General features: G+C 65.2%; 7 protein-coding genes and 1 tRNA gene. 5 read left to right on the forward strand and 3 right to left on the reverse strand.

Annotated elements, in window-relative coordinates; all coding sequences use genetic code 11:
- Positions 1–201 precede the first annotated feature (201 nt).
- Positions 202–8880 (forward strand): LamG-like jellyroll fold domain-containing protein, encoded by an 8679-nt coding sequence (locus ACG2LG_RS11365; RefSeq protein ID WP_396259077.1) that lies wholly within the window; start codon positions 202–204, stop codon positions 8878–8880.
- Between the two features lie 265 nt (positions 8881–9145).
- A complete protein-coding gene (locus ACG2LG_RS11370) occupies positions 9146–10195 on the forward strand; it encodes a Fic family protein (RefSeq protein ID WP_396259079.1) in 1050 nt (349 codons plus the stop codon).
- Positions 10196–10243: 48 nt separating this feature from the next.
- Here the strand turns inward: ACG2LG_RS11370 and ACG2LG_RS11375 are convergent, their stop codons facing one another.
- Together ACG2LG_RS11375 and ACG2LG_RS11380 are read right to left on the reverse strand one after the other, a co-directional pair.
- Positions 10244–10549, reverse strand: a complete 306-nt coding sequence (locus ACG2LG_RS11375) for a GIY-YIG nuclease family protein (RefSeq protein ID WP_396259080.1) — start codon at positions 10547–10549, stop codon at positions 10244–10246.
- Positions 10550–10623: 74 nt separating this feature from the next.
- Positions 10624–10709 (reverse strand) — tRNA-Tyr (locus tag ACG2LG_RS11380).
- A 150-nt stretch (positions 10710–10859) separates the two neighbouring features.
- Between ACG2LG_RS11380 and ACG2LG_RS11385 the strand changes: the two genes are divergently transcribed.
- Together ACG2LG_RS11385 and ACG2LG_RS11390 are read left to right on the forward strand one after the other, a co-directional pair.
- Positions 10860–13784, forward strand: coding sequence for a PSD1 and planctomycete cytochrome C domain-containing protein (locus tag ACG2LG_RS11385; protein WP_396259081.1), 2925 nt, complete (start codon positions 10860–10862; stop codon positions 13782–13784).
- Positions 13785–13829: 45 nt separating this feature from the next.
- Entirely contained in the window at positions 13830–15269 is a 1440-nt protein-coding gene (locus ACG2LG_RS11390) for a DUF1501 domain-containing protein (RefSeq protein WP_396259083.1), read from the forward strand.
- Positions 15270–15421: 152 nt separating this feature from the next.
- On the opposite strand, the gene ACG2LG_RS11395 is transcribed toward ACG2LG_RS11390, so the two are convergent.
- On the reverse strand, positions 15422–16180 hold the full coding sequence (locus tag ACG2LG_RS11395; protein ID WP_396259085.1) for an SDR family NAD(P)-dependent oxidoreductase: 759 nt from the start codon (positions 16178–16180) through the stop codon (positions 15422–15424).
- A gap of 289 nt (positions 16181–16469) precedes the next feature.
- Between ACG2LG_RS11395 and ACG2LG_RS11400 the strand changes: the two genes are divergently transcribed.
- Entirely contained in the window at positions 16470–17873 is a 1404-nt protein-coding gene (locus ACG2LG_RS11400; RefSeq protein ID WP_396259087.1) for a sulfatase-like hydrolase/transferase, read from the forward strand.
- Positions 17874–18115 lie beyond the last annotated feature (242 nt).

Genomic DNA, 18115 nt, shown 5'->3' on the forward strand with positions numbered 1-18115 from the left:
TTCATGGGACGCGTTGACCGGGGAGCGGTAACCAAGCTGTGGGAAAGGGGTGGATCCTGCGGCGGAAGACCGGGGAATGATCAGCCTATGTGGCAATCCGGTGGGCGCAAGATATGCGTCTAGATGGATGTAGACACGCTTCTCAGCGGTTCTTAGGGTGAACCTTATGTCACTGTTTGGCACGCTGAAACTTGGGGTGCCATGAAGTTGTCCGGTGCCTCATTTCTCCACCGCCTGCAATATGTTGGTCTTGGTGCGATGGCTCTGTTGAGTCCGATCGCGGGGGCGGTCGACATCTTGATCAACAGCGGGGATGGGACGATCCGGGATGAGAACGGTTTGGACCACGACTTCGGCGAAAGCCTTCACGCAATCAATCGTCGGGGCGACCAGACGCTTGAGGTGGTGATCCGCGGCGACCTGCATCTTGCCGCGGGGGATTCCCTGCGCGGGGTGGGACCGTATCCGGTGGAGATTCGTGTCGGCAACGACGTGCGGATCGATCCGGGGGCGACGGTGAACTTTTCCGCGATCGACTCGGAGCCGGGTGCGGGTGGTGGAGCGGGGGTTTCCGGAGGTCGTGGTGGGCGAGGTGGAACCGGGGGCAAGGGCGGACTCGGCGGGTTTTTGGGAATTGGTGGCCTGGGCGGTGCCTCAGTGCCGGTCCTCCAGTCGCCGGTCAAGGTGACGACCCCGGGATTGCCCGCGGCGAGGGGCCTGTCCGGCTTCGACGGCACGGCCGGGTCGAGCGGTTCTGCCGGCGGCGAGGGCCGCCGGGGCCGTGCGGGGTTCAATGCGCGCGGCTCGGGCGGCGGTGTGGGTGGGGACGCGGGCAGCCCCGAGGCCCCGGCCCGTCCCGGAGGCACCGGAGGCGACGCTGGTGAACTCGCGGGTTATCCGCCGAAGATCTGGTTTCAGGGTGAAGCCATCCGGGTCTTCTTTTTCGGCGAGGCGAGCCGCGACGAGGAAACCTTTCGCAATCTGTTTTTCAATGGGAACGACGGCGTGGACGGCGTATCGGCCGAGGACGAGCCACCGGCCGCGAATGGCGCCGGAAGCGACGGCGATTCCGGTGTCAACAGCGGCGACGACTGGGTCTTGAGCGGCGGAAATGCCGGTGGGTCCGGTGCCGGGGGCGGCGGCGGCCCGGGCGGTCCCGGCGGCGGAGGTGGCGGTTCGGGTGCCGGGGGGCAGGGCGAGTGGATCGAGCCGATCCCGACCTCGCTCTTCGGGATCATCGGAGCCGGGGTGAAGTCGCTGAAGGACCTCGTCCAGCACTACCTCGATCGGAAGAAGGAAAAGGACGAGACGGACACCAAGAAGTTTCCCTCGATCGAGCTGGGTGCGACCGGTGGCATGGGCGGCTTCGGGGGTCGCGGCGGAGATGGCGGCAAGGGCGGGCACGGTGGCACTGGTGGCGCGAGTGGAGCCGGCGGCGGGGCGCTGCGGCTGGTGGCGGGTGGAACGATTTTCTTCGACGGCGCGATTCAAGCGAACGGTGGCGACGGCGCAACGGGTGCCGCGGGAACCACCGAAAACTCGCTTCCCCCCCGCGGGCTCGGCCTGGAGGGCTTGGATCCAGCCCCGGGCGTGAGCGTGGGGAGTGCGATTTCATTTGCCCTGGGCAACACTCCGAACGCCGGCCGCGGAGGCGACGGGGGTGATGGAGGCTCCGGGGGGCTGGGTGGCACGGGCAGTCCGGGCGGCAAGGGCGCCGGCGGGGCGGGTGGCACGGTCATCATCGAGGGCACCCAGGTGAAGGGAAGCGGCTCGATCGGCCTTCTCGGTGGGAATCAGGACGATGTCGAAACGATCGGCGGCGGTGGCCGGCTTTTCATCGGCACCAACCAGGTGACGCCGGGAACGCCTGCCGGAGAGTTTGCGGATGAGCCTGGCGAGTTCCAAGTGACGCCGGCGGTGGTGGGCAGCACGACGCGGGAGGGAACGATGGCCGCCAACCCCTATCTGCGGGGGAGCCCGCTGACCCCGACGATTCCCGGTTTGATCGGTGGAGCCGAGGCCTTCGGGTTGATTTCCGACCCGGCGGCACCGAGCGATGCCTTCGAGGCGGACCAGTTCACGGTCATGCTGCCGCCGCCCGGGGGCGGGGCGAAGGAATCGAAGACGCTGAAGCAGTGGGCCGAGGACTACGCGGCGGTGGATCCCGAGAATGAACAGGGGGCCGTGGTGGCCGCCGTGCGACTCGACGAGGCACCCGATCTGATCGCGACGGAGTTAGGCCTGAGTGTCGACTTTCCCGGTTATGACTGGGTCTTCGTGTTCAACCCCCGCAGCTCGGAACTGGTCGATGTGCGTTTTGGTCTGAACGAGGTTGTCCTGCCGCTGACCCCGTCGGAGACCACTCCGAAGCACGCAGCCACGCTGCGTGAGGGTGGCTATCTCAACGACCCCGACTTCGGGGGCGCGGGCGATGTCATCAACGGCCAGTTCGTGGCCGGCCAGTTCGACGTCTTCGTGATCCTCGTCCCCGAGGACGACTCTGCCCGTGGCCTGAATCTGGCGATGTCCGCCACGGCGGTGCCGAATGGTGGCGGCAGCCCGGTCGTTTACAGCAAGGAGATCGAGCAGTTCGCCAACGACGACCTGATGGTGATCACCTTTGACCCCGACATTCCGGTCTATCAGGCGACCTGGGCGGACCCGACGAGTTCGGGAAACTGGAGCAATGCCGGCAACTGGAACGTCACCCTCGATGGCGGCGGAAGTTTCAACGACTACCCGAACAACAGCACGGTCGAAGCCTACAACGTCAGCATCGGTCCGGGCCTGCTGCTCGACGTCGATCAGGACGTCTCGGTGACCATCGACCGGCTTGAGATCGGCGACGACACCCGGCTCTTCATCCAGGACGGCCGCAGCCTTGAGATCGAAAAATTCTACGTGCGCGAACAGGCCGGGGTGATTACCAATGACGGCCTGATCCGCTTGCTCGGCAATACCGCGCCGACCGAGTTGAGGTTCACCGGCGACGGCCAGGTCCTGACCGGTAGCGGCACGCTCTCGACCACGGCGTCGTCGTTCAACGTGATCTCCGGTGACAGCTTGCTGCAGGAAAGCGGCCACACCATTCTCGGACACGGGCAGCTCGGCGCGAACCAGCTGGAAATCGTGAACCGCGGGACGATTCTGAGTGGTCCTGCCGACCCGCGCTCGCCCTTGACGATCGATCCGGCGGGTGATGGCGACCGCAGCCTGCCGAGCTTCATTCTGGAAGGGGCGGATGCGAAGCTCCAGGTCTCCGGCTGGCCCTTTGCCTCACCAGGTCTTTCCTCGGAGTTGGTGCTGAAAGACGGCTACTTCCGCATCGACCCCGCATCGACCTTCGGCTTCGAGCCGGCCGGGCAGATCGACGAGCAGATCCTGACCCTCGACCGCAGTCGGCTCGAGCGGGAGGACGCGGCTTTCATCGACTCGCAGCCGGTGGTCGGCGATGCCATCGCCCTGGCGGCCGACCTTCCCCAGCGCACGATCCGGATCATCGGCGATCCGGTGGCCACCGATGACGAGGTGGTGCTGACGCGGGCAAACCTGCGGACGACCGGGGGTGGCTATCTCGAGATCAACGACGTCGACCTGCGGCTCGACGGCAGCTCGATCAAGCTGCAGGAGACCGGGCAGAACGGCTATGGATTCGCCCCTTCCACCGTGGCCCGTGCGACGGTCGACAACGGGGGCGTTTTCGGCGGACTGCTGACTTATGATCGCAGCGATCTCCAGCCGGGCGACCTGCTGGGCCTTCTGCCCTGCGACATCGACCAGGCGAGCCTCGAGCTCGACAATCCTGTCACCGGCAACCTTCTGGCTGACGATTACCTTCAATATCAATACTTGCTGCGGCTCCAGGGAGCCAATGTTCGCCTCGGAGATCTCAGAATCGACGGTTGTTATCGCTTCGATCCCTTCCTTGAGCAGAAGCGCCTTCTTGCAGGCGACAATGTCTATGAGTTTGTCGAGTCGCGTGACCTGCTGACGGTCGATTCTCACGCCGACTCGCTGACGCTGTCGGGGGTGATCGATCACAACGGGCTGCTCCTCGCTTACTTCGACACCACCGAGCTGTTGCTGGACGGAAATGTCGAGTTGATCGGCGAGGGCGGATGGAAGTTCCGGATGACCAACGAGTCGGATCCGCGTCTCATGCACGTCACGCGCTTCAAGGGTGTCCCGGATCTGCCGGTGGACGAAAGAGAGACGCTCACGATCGGTGCCGGACAGGTGATGCATCGGGCGGGTTTCGACAGCGACGGATTGTTCGTGGAGAACGAAGGGCTGCTGCTGAGGGCCTCGGTCAGCTACGACGACAACAGCATCCCGGGGACGGGTGATCCCGGCTACGCGGCGGCCGTCGAGGCGGTCAAGGCACAGCCGATCTTTTCGAATCGGGGAGTGATCCAGCCGGACGGCATCTTCGGCGGGGGCACCATGGACAACCAGGGCGGCGTGATCGCCCTCGGGGGAGCGATCGGCGCGTCCTCGCTTTCGGAAGACATCGACACCCGCATGGAAAATCTCCGGATCGAGGGCGGGCTGGTTTCGCCCGGTCTCCACTATCGCGACACCGATCGGGACTACCTCGCGGGCTCGAAGCCTGCAAGGGTGGTGATGACCAACGTGGACTTCGTCGACGTGCGCTTCGAGAGCGAGTTGTTCGTTCCGCGGAGCGCGGAAAGTTTCTTCGATCTGTTGATCAATGGTTCGTTCGACGGAGAGCTCAATGCCGGGGCGGGAGCCTTCGATGTCAGGACCGGTGGGACCGGCATCCTGCTTGAGAACGTGACGCTCGGCACCCACGTCGCCTCCGGGAGAATCGCCGTGGCCGGCAAGCTGGTGATCGAGGAGGGCGTGGCCGTGATGTTGCAGCAACTGGACCTGATCGATGACGACTACGAGATCGAGTTCCCCGACGAGTCGGACTACGAAGGACCCGATGATCCGAGATCGAGCCTGGCGCTGAGCGGCCTGTGGGGAAACCCGGGCAGCCGTTTCACCGTGCCAGCCGGTCTCGACTTCTTCGCTTCCGGGGCGATTGGTCAGGACCGTGTGGTGCTCGAACTGGAGGAAGGCGCCCTGGTAAAACCGATTCCTGACTTCCTCGGCGGTGGGATCACCCTGAATCCGCCAGGAGACATGAATGCCGCCGCCCCGGGGCTGGTGAACCGTGGCACGATCACCGCCTACGACTCCTACGAATTTGTGGACGATTTCGGCACCATCACCGGCTACGACACCGAGATCGATCTGAACCTGATCGGGGGCTTCTACGACAACACCGACGGCATCATCGAGTTCGGGAGCATCCTGCCGGGGCAGATCAGCGACGCGCGGATCGTGGGGGGCGTCCTCCGCGGCCGGGTTCCCGGGACGGTGGTGAACATCTCGAACTCGGTGCTGAGGGACGTGCGGGTTGAGAACATCACCTTCGTCGGCGATTACACCATCGAAGAGGGCCGCTATTTGAATGACGATGCGGATGCCGAGACCATCACCGGTGACGTGACCTTCGCGGGCATGACCCGCCTCGAGCGCTCGGCGAGCTGGACCTCGACCACCGGCTACGACTTCGTCTTCGACCGCGGTCCCGACTTCGGTGGAAATCCCGCGGACGCGATCAGCATCGGGGCGGATGTCAGGGTGCAGTTTGCCAGCGCCACGCCGGAGGTCTTCGCGCTGAGCAACCTGCGCAATGCCGGGCTGATCGAGACGCCGCATGCCTTTGAAATCACCTCTCCAACCTTCACCGGCAGCCAGACTCTCGGGTCCGATGAGCAGATCTTCTTCGATCCCGAAAGCGTGTCGCTGGTTTCCCTCGAGGAACTCGGTGAACTCGGTGCTGGAGAAACGCTCGCTCCGGAGTCGAGCGGCAAGATCGAGAACACAGGCACGATCGAGAGCGCCGGCACGATCCGGATCGACTCGACGGCTCTCGACAACCGGACCGGCGAGATCATCGCCAATTCCTCGCTCCGGATCATTGACTCCATCGTGGAGAACGAGGGAGGCGTCCTCGCCAGCCCGAACCCCAATGAAGCGGGCGGCGAGAGGATCGAGATCTACAGTTCGGTCATCAACGGGGGCGTGCTGGCCACCCACCCGGACAACACCGCCAAGGCGGGGACCATCGAGCTTCTCGGACAACATCCGGACGGGCCGGCATTCGGCGGAGCGAACCGGACGGCCATAGTCGATGTCGAGATGTCGGCCGAATTTCTCAGCATCGGGAACGGAGCCACGCTCTGGTGTCTCGGCAGCGTGACCGGGCCGTCTTTTGTGGACGCCTTCGGGGCGATCCGCGTCACGGGGACCTTTGAAGCCGTCTCGATCGAGCCCGGCGACTGGGACCTCGAGATGGATGGCGGCACCCTGTTGGCAAGCGCGACCACCTCGGGCACGGTCAGCGGAAGCGGCACCATCGAGGATCTTAATCTCGATAGCGGAAGCGTGATCCGACCGGTTCTGCGCGGGGTGAATGACCATGATCACCTCGACATCACCACCGGATTCTACAGCGAGGCGGTCGTCGAGCCCGTCCTTGCGGACGGCTTCCGGCCGTCTTACGGCGACGTGTTCACCATCCTCACGGCACCGGATAGCATCTTCGATGCCGAGGGTATGAGCGGCTCGCGGGTGTTCATGGCGGGGGGAGGATCCTTCGCGGTTTACTTCGGCGATGAGTACATGACCAACAGTGGTGACCTTTTCCCCAATCCCCATGATCCGGCCAGCATCGTGCTCGCGGACTATCAGGGGCCCACGCCCATTCACTACGTCGCGCAGGGTTCCGCCGGCCTGGGCGACGGCACCAGCTGGGAGGATGCCTTCCCCGACCTTCAGGCAGCGATCGCGATCGCCCAGCCCGGCGAGGAAATCTGGGTGGCGGCAGGCATCTATGTTCCCGGAACGCAGCGCAGCGACTCCTTCGTCCTCAACCCCGGCGTGCGGATCTACGGGGGCTTCCCCGCGGGTGGAGGCCGCTGGTCGAGCCGCAATCCGGATCCCGCAAGCAATGGCACCGTGCTCTCCGGGGAAATCGGTGCGGCGACGATCTCCGACAACTGCCATCACATCATCGACGCGCGTTCGGCGGATCTCGACTCGCTGCTCGATGGTTTCACCCTGACCGGCGGCAATGCCGACGCCAGTGGCGGAGATTCGTTGGGAGCCGGCATCACCGTGGGACGCCGCTCGCCGAGCTTCTCCAACCTGCTGATCAAGGAAAACCGGGCGAAATACGGCGGGGCCTACCACTCCAACGTCAACCTCGGCTTGGCGATGTACCTGGACTTTGACGAGAACCCGGCGTCGAACGGAACCGTCGTCGCCGACCGTTCCGGCAATGGGCGTTCGGCGACGCTCGTCAACAACAACGGCACGGCCAACAAGTCGGTGGCCGGACCGGTCGGCCGGGCGCTGAATTTCGACGGCAACGACCGGGTGAACGGATCGGCCTTCGACATCTCCAATACCTTCACCATCGCCCTGTGGGTGAACCCCACGACCACCAGCAATGCCCAGGCTTTCATCGGCAAGCACGACAGCAACGGTGGAAACCAGGTTCTCTTCGGCTTCTACGATTCGGGCTACCATTTCCGGATCCGGGGTGACGCCCACACGGCGGGGACACCGACGACGGGCTGGCAGCACCTCGCGGTGGTTGGCAGGGACCTGGGCAACGGCACCACCGATGTCACGGTCTACCGGAACGGCGTGGTAATCTGGAATCACATCATCCTCGCGACCGTGGGCAATGTCGGTGGCGGCCTCGGCTGGGCCATCGGTCAGGAATACGACACGGGCGGCCCTGTGACGTCCGACTTCCTGACCGGGCAGCTCGACGAGATCAGCATTTGGAACGGAAACCTCTCGGCAGTCGAGGTGGCGGACCTCTACCAGCAGACCCGCCGGGCCGACGACCTCTCCGCGGACGCGAATGGCTCGGTCACTTTTACCAACGTGTCATTTGTCGACAATGTCAGCGATATTGCGGGCGGCTCGGGTGGCGCGGTCTACCTCACCAACGGCGCCAGTCCGGCCTTCATCAACTGTCTCTTTGCCGGCAACTCGGCCCCGCAGGGCGGGGCGGTCCGGGGCTTCAACTCGGATCCACAGTTCATCAACTGCACCTTTGCCGCCAACAACTCACCCATCGGGTCGGCCATCTACGGGGACGCCAGTACGAACCCGCTGATGAGGAACTGCATCGTCTGGGGGAACACCGGAGGCATCGTCCTGGATACCGACCCGCTCGATGCCGGCAGTCTCAACAACCTGATCGAGGGCGGCTACGCGCCGCTGCCGGGCGCGGTGGTTTCGACCGAGGACCCGCAATTCGTCGCGGCGGACGACTTCCGCCTGATGCCCGGATCCCCCGCCCTGGAACTCGGTGACGCTGCGTCGAACCCCTCGGAGTTCGACCTCGCCGGGAAGGTCCGGATTCAGGGAACCGCGATCGACCTCGGTGCCTACGAGGGGGCGCTGATGACCTTCGCGACCCTCCATCCGCTGCTCGACCCTGCACTCGACGCGAACGGCAACGGCCGCAGCAACTTCGAGGACTACGCGGCGGGCTTCGACCCCACCGCTGCCTTTGACGTCACGCTCCACTCGGCATCGCTTCTCCGCAGCGATGGCTCGTGGTTCTTCACCCACCCGGTGCGTCTCACAGGCGAGGATGTGGTGATTTCCTACGAGTCCTCGTCAACCTTGTCGGGCTTCACGCCGATGGTCGAGGGAGTGGACTATGAAGTGATCGGCAGCGTGCCGATCGATGGCACGCGCGAAGAAGTCGTGATCCGCCTGCTCGACGAGCAGTTGGGTGCGCAGCGGAAGTTCTTCCGCCGAAGGTTCGTGGGGGCGCCGTAGCGAGTGGACACCTCGCGGCCAGGAAGTGGGGTGGCGCTTCGCGGGGCGCTGACTGCGGGGTGTTTGTATGGGGCTACGCTCGGAGCATGCGCTGGGCTGGAATCTTTCCGCCGAGGATCAAGGTCCGATCCGCATGGTCTTAGCCTTCATGGAGCTTTCTCCGGGATAAACCGTGGGGGCTGCTCGGTGATGGGTTGAAATGGATGGAATTGGAGAATAAATGGATGGAATTGGATGTAAATGGAGGTAGGATGCCCGCCATCCGATGCTCCCTCCCCGCTTCCAGCCCTCCAACGAAATTCTCCGCCTGATCGCGTCGATCGACGAATTCAAAGGGGAGTGGCGGGTCGTTGAGAACATCCAGCCCGAGAGGCTGACCTCACTGCGCCGGGTGGCGACCATCGAGAGCATTGGATCCTCCACCCGGATCGAGGGAGCGAGGCTCAGCGATCGCGAGGTCGAGGCGTTACTCGGCAAACTTCAGTCGGAGTCGTTCCGTTCCCGCGACGAGGAGGAGGTCGCCGGATACGCCCACGTGATGGAGACAATCCAGGCGTCGTGGGCGGACATGCCGGTGACCGAGGGTGTCGTCCTCCAGCTTCATCGGGACCTGCTTCGCTACAGCAGCAAGGACGAGAGGCACCGCGGCGGGTGGAAGACCCTGCCGAACCATGTCGCAGCCATCGGCCCGGATGGCCAGCAGATCGGCATCGTCTTCGAGACCGCAACCCCATTCGATACCCCGCGGCTGATGCAGGAGCTGTTCGAGTGGCTGGCCGGAGAAGAACGCGAGCCGGTGCTGCACCCGCTGCTGCGAATCGCCGTTTTCAACGTGGTGTTCCTTGCGATCCATCCCTTCCAGGACGGGAACGGACGGCTATCCCGCGCGCTGACCAACCTGCTGCTGCTCCGCAGCGGCTACAGCTTCGTCTCGTGCAGCTCGCTGGAGAGCGTAATCGAACACAACAAGGAGGCCTACTACCTCGCGCTGCGGCGGACCCAGACGACCCTAGGCAGCAATGACGCCGACTGGGAACCGTGGATCCTGTTTTTCCTGCGCTCGATGCATACTCAGGTGGACCGGCTCCGGGAAAAGCTCGGCCCGCGAATCGGGGAGCCAACCGGCCTTTCGCCACTTGCCGAACGCCTTGCCGGCCTGCTTCGCGAGCGCGGTGCCTTGTCGGTCGCCGAGGCTGCGGAGGCCACCGGAGCAAACCGCCATACCTTGAAGGGCAAGTTTGGAGAATTGGTCCAGGCCGGCGTGGCGGAGCTTCACGGCAAGGGTCGGGGTTCGCACTACCGGCCCGCGCGGTGATACCCGCCAGCCTTCGCCCGGGCCTCTTCGAAGCCCGGGGCGACGGGGCTACTCGAAATGCCTGCGCGCGAACTCGCGGCCTGATCCCGATTTCAGGTATCGCTCGAACCGCTGGGCGACCTCCTTCGATTGGAATGCGAAGTAACCCTTGATCAGCCACGGCCGGTATTTGGCGGTATGGGGGCATCCGCCGCGGTTGTGTTCGCCAAGACGGGTCTTCAGGTCCGCCGTGGGTCCGATGTAGTGTCGCTCCGGGTTCGACTCACTTTGAAGAACGTAGGTGTAGTGTATCCTTCTTGGATGACGCTGTTCGTTCAGGCTGGCTTGCCGAGCCGTAGTCCCGGGGTGCTTCATACCAGCCCGCCTCCGCTTCGCTTCCGGCGCGGCACCAGCCTCCGCCCGGGCCTCATCGAAGCCCGGGCGGAGGCTGGTGGGCAGGGCTGGATTCGAACCAGCGTACTCATACGAGAGCAGATTTACAGTCTGCCGCCTTTAACCACTCGGCCACCTACCCATGGGTCTCCTTGCGGGACGGGGCGGAGGTCTAGACCCCACTCGATTTTTTGGCAAGGGGAAAACCCGGCAGCCTGATCGCCGCCCCCGTTGGAACATCCAGCTTGAAAGATAGCTTTGGCGGACCGATGTCGTAGAAAGCCGCTTCACCATGAGCCTTTTCGCCCGATTGCCACTCCTTGGCCTGGCCGCTGCCGCGTCCGTGCCGGCCCTGGCGGAGGATCCGGGGGTGGCATTTTTCAGGGGAGAGGTCCGGCCCATTCTCGAGGAGAACTGCTTCAAGTGCCACGGCGGCACCGACTCCCGCGGCGAGGTCAAGGTCCGCGGCGGGCTGCAACTCATCAGCCGCAAGGGCCTGCTGCTCGGGGGCGATCATGGTCCGGCGATCGACCTGGAGAATCCCGACGCCAGCCTGCTGCTCAAGGTGCTTTCCTACGAGGACGAGGACCTTGAGATGCCACCCCGGGGCAAATTGCCGGACGGGGAGATCGCGGCGATCCGCAAGTGGATCGGCATGGGTGCCCCGTGGACTCCGGAGGACGCCAACCGCCTCGTCGAGGTACACGACCCGCTGGCGGGGGTGACCGAGGTCAACGAGACAACTCTCAACCATTGGTCATACCGGCCGATGGAGCGCGGCGAGGTGCCGCAGGTGGAGGACGCCGGCTGGGGCGCCCATCCGGTCGATGCCTTCATCTTCCACGGGCTTGCCGGGAAGGGACTTCAGCCCGCGCCCGAAGCGGATCGCGCGACCTTGCTGCGCCGGCTTTCCTATGACCTGACCGGGTTGCCTCCGACCCTGGCCGAGATCGAGCGCTTCGTCGCCGATCCCGCGCCCGATGCCTGGGAGCGGGAAATCGAGCGACTGCTGGCGTCGCCGCACTACGGGGTGAAATGGGCGAGGCACTGGCTCGACGTGGTGCGCTACGCCGAGTCGAACGGCTTCGAGCGCGATGCCGACAAACCCCAGGTCTGGCGCTACCGCGACTGGGTGATCGATGCCTTCAACAAGGACAAGCCCTATGACCGGTTCCTGATGGAGCAGCTCGCCGGCGACGAGCTGCCCGACCGGGACGCCGAGTCGATCACCGCCACCGGTTTCCACCGCCTGATGCAGTGGGACGACGAGCCGGCCGACAAGGAGCAGTACGAGTTCGATGTGATCGACGACAACGTGCGGGTGATCACCGAGGGGTTCATGGCGATGACGGTGGGCTGCGCGCGCTGTCACGACCACAAGGGCGATCCCATTCCGCAGTCGGACTACTACCGCTTCGTCAGTTTCCTGCGCGGGATCACGCCGATGGAGAGGGGAAAGGCGAGTGTGGTGATGGTCGAGGCACCCACCGGAGAACGCTCGCCCGCCGACGAGCAGGAACTCGAGCGCCGCAAACGGGAGGTCCGCGAGAAGCTGTCCCGGATCGAGGAGCGCGCGATGAAGCTTTCCGCCAACAAGCCGGAGGGCGCCGCCGCCGGGACGAAGTTTCTCGTCACCGACGCCCGGCGCGAACCGTGGCGCTGGCACTACACGACGAAAGCGCCGCCCGAGGACTGGTCGTCGGTGGGTTTCCGCGCCGAGCTGGCCGGGTGGAAGGAAGGTCTTGCGGGCTTCGGCACCGAGGTCCCGGGAGCCAGGGGCAAGACCCGCTGGGACGGTCCGGAGATCTGGCTGCAGACGACCTTCGGCCTCGAGGAGATCCCGAAGCGGGCGGTTCTGCACGTTTATCACGACGAGGCGCTGGAGCTGTATCTGAATGGTCGGCCGGTGCTGGAACTCGACGGCTACAGTCGGGCCTACCTCCGGATCGAGGCGTCGGAGGAATTTATTGGTGCGCTGCAGACCGGGCGCAATGTCATCGCCGCCCGCGTCTGGCAGACGGGCGGCGGGCAGTTCTTCGACCTCGGGATCGAGGCCGGGGGGATGGCGATGGATGAGCTGGTGCCGCTGGCCGGCCTGCCTCCGGATCAGGTGCGTGAGTATGAGAAACTGCGCCAGACCCTCGCCGGTCTGGAAGGCGACGCGGCGCGTCGGCAGATGCCGGTGCTGGCCGTAAAGGAACGACCCGAGGTGCCTCCGACCCGTGTGCATATCCGTGGCAGTGTGCATGCACCCGGCGACGAGGTGACGCCCGGTTTCCCGCTGATCTGGGGCGGGGGGGATGCCGTCATCGAGAAGCCGGAAGGTGTCGAGTCGAGCGGGCGCCGCCTCGCCCTCGCGAAATGGCTCGCGCGCCCCGACCATCCGCGCACCGCCCGGGTGATGGTCAACCGCATCTGGCAGCACCACTTTGGTCGCGGCCTGTCGCCGACCCCCAACGACTTCGGCTTTCTCGGCATGGCGCCGACCCATCCCGAGTTGCTCGACTGGCTGGCGACCGAGTTCGTCCGCCGCGGCTGGAGCGTGAAGGAAATGCACCGGCTCCTGCTCACGTCGCGCGCCTACCGCATGGCCTCGTCCTCCCACGAGCCGGCCGCCGCCAAGGATCCGGCCAACGACGGTTTCTGGCGCGGCAATCCAAGACGGCTCACGGCCGAGGAGATCCGCGATTCCATCCTTGCGGCCACCGGTCAGCTCAATCTCCAGATGGGCGGCCCGTCGGTTTATCCCGAGCTGCCGGCGGAAGTGCTCGCGACCTCATCGACCAAGGGGGCGAAGTGGGGCAAGAGCCCGCCCGACCAGGCCAACCGCCGCAGCATCTTCGTCAAGGTGAAGCGCTCGCTCATGCCCTCGATATTCACCGACTTCGACTTCAACGACGTCGACAACTCGTGCCCGGTCCGCTTCACCACCACGGTTCCCACCCAGGCGCTGGCGATGCTTCACAGCGACTTCACCAACGACAGCGCCCGGGTGCTCGCCGAAAGACTGCGCCGCGAGTGTCCCGGCGACTCCCGCGCCCAGGTCATGCGGGCCTTCGAGCTGCTCCTCAGTCGTCCGGCCTCGCCCTCGGAAATCGAGCGCTCGCTGGCCTTCATGGAAGCGCTTCGTCGCGACCATGATCTCGACGAAGCCACCGCGCTCGACCGCTTCTGCCTCGCCGCCCTCAATCTCAACGAGTTCGTCTTCGTCGACTGATCTTCGTCTTTGCCGCCTCCCGCTTTCCGCTTACCCTCTGTTTCCATGCGTGACTTCTGCAACCGCGTTCGCCGCCGCGAGTTCATCCACCAGCTTGGTGGCGGTTTCACCTCGCTTGCCCTTGCCGGCATGCTCTCGCGCGACCGTGCCTTCGCCGACGAACTCGCCGGGTTCGAGAACCCGCTCGCGCCCCGCGAGCCGCAGCTCCCGGCCAAGGCCAAGGCGGTCATCTTCCTGTTCATGTATGGCGGACCGAGCCACATCGACACCTTCGACTACAAGCCCAAGCTCTACCCGCTCGACGGCAAGACCATTCCGGTCAAGACCTTCGGCCGCGGCGGCAAGAAGAACGAGGGCCGGGTGGTCGGTCCGAAGTGGGAGTTCAGTCCGCGCGGCGAGTGCGGCAAGCCGGTCTCGACCCTGTTCCCGCACGTCGGCGACTGCGTCGACGACATCGCCTTCGTCCATTCGATGACCGCCGATTCGCCGATCCACGGTTCGGCGATGCTGATGATGAATTCCGGCTCGCTCATCTCGGGCAAGCCGTCGCTGGGATCGTGGGTCAACTACGGCCTCGGCTCGCTCAACGAGAACCTGCCCGGCTACGTCGTCATGCTCGACAAGACCGGCGGCCCGATTTCCGGTGCCAAGAACTGGTCGTCAGGTTTCATGCCGGCGTCCTACCAGGGCGTGGTCTTCCGTTCGCAGGGCAGCCCCATCCTCAACCTCTCGAACCAGCATGGCATGGACCGGGTCCAGCAGCGCTCGCTGCTCGACTTCGTCGGCGACATCAACCGCGGCCACCTGAAGGGGCGCGAGCACAACTCCGACCTCGCCGCGCGCATTGCCTCCTACGAACTCGCCTACCGGATGCAGGCGACCGCGCCCGAGGCGATCGATGTCGACAGCGAACCGAAGCACATCAAGAGCCTCTACGGGATGGACGAGCCACGCACCGACGACTTCGCGCGCAAGTGCATCCTCGCGCGGCGCCTCGTCGAGCGCGGCGTGCGCTTCATCCAGATCTACTCGGGCGGTGCCCACAACGACGCCAACTGGGACGCCCACGGCGACCTGGTGAAGAACCACGAGCACCACGCCGGCAACACCGACAAGCCGATCGCCGGCCTGCTCAAGGACCTCAAGCAGCGGGGGCTGCTCGACGAGACGCTGGTCGTCTGGGGCGGCGAGTTCGGGCGCCAGCCGACCGCCGAGTATGCCAAGGGCACCGGTCGCGACCACAACTCCTACGGCTTCACCCAGTGGATCGCCGGGGGTGGAATCAAGGGCGGCATCAGCTTCGGCGAGACCGACGAACTCGGGGCCGAGGCGGTCAAGGACCGCGTTCAGGTCAAGCACCTCCACGCCACCATCCTCCACCAGATGGGCCTCGATCCGAATGCCCTCACCTACTTCTACGGCGGGCTCGACCACAAGCTCGTCGGCGTCGAAGGCGCCGAGCCGATCCACGAGTTGATTGCTTGAGGGATTGGATCCAGACTGCGGTGATTCATCACCGCTCTCGGCAGGCGATCCATCGCCGCGCCAAGCCATTGGCGGAACTTCACGGGCACCCGGTCTCGCATGGAAATGCTTCGCCAGAGCGGTGATGAATCACCGCAGTCTGGAAGCCCTCCTCACCAAGGCGTCCGCCCGCCGTTGACGCAAAGGGTCTGGCCGGTCACGAAGGCCGCCGCATCGCTGGCGAAATAGCGCACCGCCCCGGCGACATCCTCCGGCCTTCCCCAGCGGCCGGCGGGGATGGTCTCGAGGTAGGCGTCCTTGGCTTCCTGGGGATCGTTCGCGTGACGCTCCACCGGGATCCAACCCGGCGCGACGGTGTTCACCGTGATCCCGTGGGGCGCGAGCTCCACCGCCATCGAACGACTCCATCCGATCTGGCCGCCCTTGGCGGCGACGTAGGCGGAAAACTGCGGCACCGAACCGTGATAGACCTCGCTGGTGATGTTCACCAGCCGACCCCTGCCGCGCTCGAGCATCGAGGGAAGCAACCGCTGAGCCAGCAGGAAGGGGCTCTTCACGAAAGCATCGAGCATCGCCTCATAATCCTTCCAGCGGTAGTCGGCGATCTCCTTCATCGGCTGGTCGGGGGTCGCGTTGACGACCAGGATGTCCACACCGCCCCATGTGGCCTCGATCTCGCCCGCCATGCGGTCGATTTCGCCGGCGTCCATGGCATCGCCCGCCACCACCATCGCCTCGCCGCGCTTTTCCTGGATGCCCGCGACCACGGCCTCGGCGGCATCCCTGCGTGAGAAGCAATTCACCGCCACCCGCGCCCCGGCGGCGGCCAGTTCCTCGGCGATCACCCGGCCGAGGCCCCGGCTTGAGCCGGTCACCCATGCCACTTTGCCATCCAGTCGGAATCCGTCCATGCCCGCGGGATAGCGCACTGCGGTCGGCCCGCCAAGCGCGGGTTGGGGAGTGGCGCTTTCCAAGCGCCATGACGGGGCGCGGCGGCTTTCAGCCGCGGTGGACGGCGGGCCGGCAGGTCAGGCTTCAAAGGTCAAGCGATCACCTTCGCTCCACCGCGCGGTCAGGAGACCGCCCGGCCCTGATATGGCGCTTCCCCCTTCGCCAAGGCTTCGGAGGACAGGTGGAAAGCGCCACTCCACCCACTCCCCGAAAGCATTGCCACGGTCCGCATGGGCGTTAGCATCCCGCATGCTCCGCACACTTGCCGCCTTCTTCGCCGCGCTGGCTTTCGCCGGTGCCGCTGACAAGCCGAACCTGCTTTTCATCTTCGCCGATGACATGACCTGGAAGGCGATCGACGCGCTATCCGAGGAGGACATCGACACGCCGAATCTCGACCGGCTCGTCGAGCAGGGCACCGTTTTCACCCACGCCTACAACTCCGGCGGCTGGCACGGGGCGGTCTGCGTCGCCAGCCGCACGATGCTCAACACCGGCTATCAGCTGTGGCGCGTGCAGGCGGCCGAGAAGACCCTCAAGCGCGACTTCGCCGACAAGGGCCGCAGCTGGTCGCAGCAGCTTTCCGCCGCCGGTTACCGCACCTGCTTCTCCGGCAAGTGGCACGTCCAGATGAAACCCGAGCAGATCTTCGACGAGGTCCGGAACATCCGTCCCGGCATGCCCGGCTCGGTCAAGGCCGCCTACGAGCGCCCGGTCGAAGGCCAGCCCGACCCGTGGGACCCGACCGACCGTTCGATCGGGGGCTTCTGGAAGGGAGGAAAGCACTGGAGCGAGGTGATCGTCGACGATTACCAGGTCTTCATCGACTCCGAGGACGAACGGCCGTGGTTCATGTATCTCGCCTTCAACGCCCCCCACGATCCGCGCCAGATGCCGCAGGAGTTCCTCGACCTCTACCCGCTCGAGCGCATGAAGACGCCGGCGAACTTCCTGCCGGTTTATCCTTATCGCGATCCGATGGCGGCCCCCCAGAGCCTTCGCGATGAGAAGCTGGCCCCGTCACCGCGCACCGAGTTTGCCGTCAAGACCCACCGCCGCGAGTACTACGCGATCGTCAGCCACATGGATGCCCAGGTCGGGCGCATCCTCGAGGGGCTGGCGCAGAGCCCCGATGCCGACAACACCGTGATCTGTTTCACCGCCGACCATGGCCTCGGTTGCGGCGAGCACGGCCTGATGGGGAAGCAGAACATGTATGACCATTCGGTGCGGGTGCCCTTCATCCTTGCGGGCCCCGGTGTGCCGAAAGGCAAACAGCTCGCCGCCCCGATCTACCTTCAGGACGTGATGCCGACCTTCCTCCAACTGGCCGGGGCGGAGATTCCCGAGGACGTCGATTTCCAGTCCGTGCTGCCGCTGCTGGAAGGGAAGGGGACGCCGCGGAAGCAGGTCTTCGGCGCCTATCGCAGCCATCAGCGCATGATCACCCGGGACGGGAAGAAGCTGATTCTCTATCCCGAGGCCAAGGTCGCCCGCGTCTTCGATCTCACCAAGGACCCGGACGAACGAAACGACCTGATCGCCACGGCGGAAGGCCAGAAAATCGCCAGCGATCTGTTCGGGCAGCTCGTCGCCGAGCTCGACCGCCAGGGCGACTCGATCGACCTCGGCGCCGCGTATCCGGGTTTGTGAGGAGTGGCGCTTTCCAAGCGCCATATCAGGGCGGAGCGGTCTCCTGACCGCGCGGGGTGGCGGGCAGCGAGTGTCATTTCGGAGCGGATGGGAGAGGTCGTCTCAACCCCGCGGCTGAAAGCCGCCACGCCCCGGCATGGCGCTTGCAAAGCGCCACTCGTGCGCGTGCACATACATGAAACCAACCAGTGAGAGTCTGAGTCCTCCCGAGACGAGCAACGGGAGAGCAGCCGAAGGCAACT

Source organism: Haloferula sp. A504 (assembly GCF_044385805.1).
Taxonomy (GTDB): Bacteria; Verrucomicrobiota; Verrucomicrobiia; order Verrucomicrobiales; family Akkermansiaceae; genus Haloferula.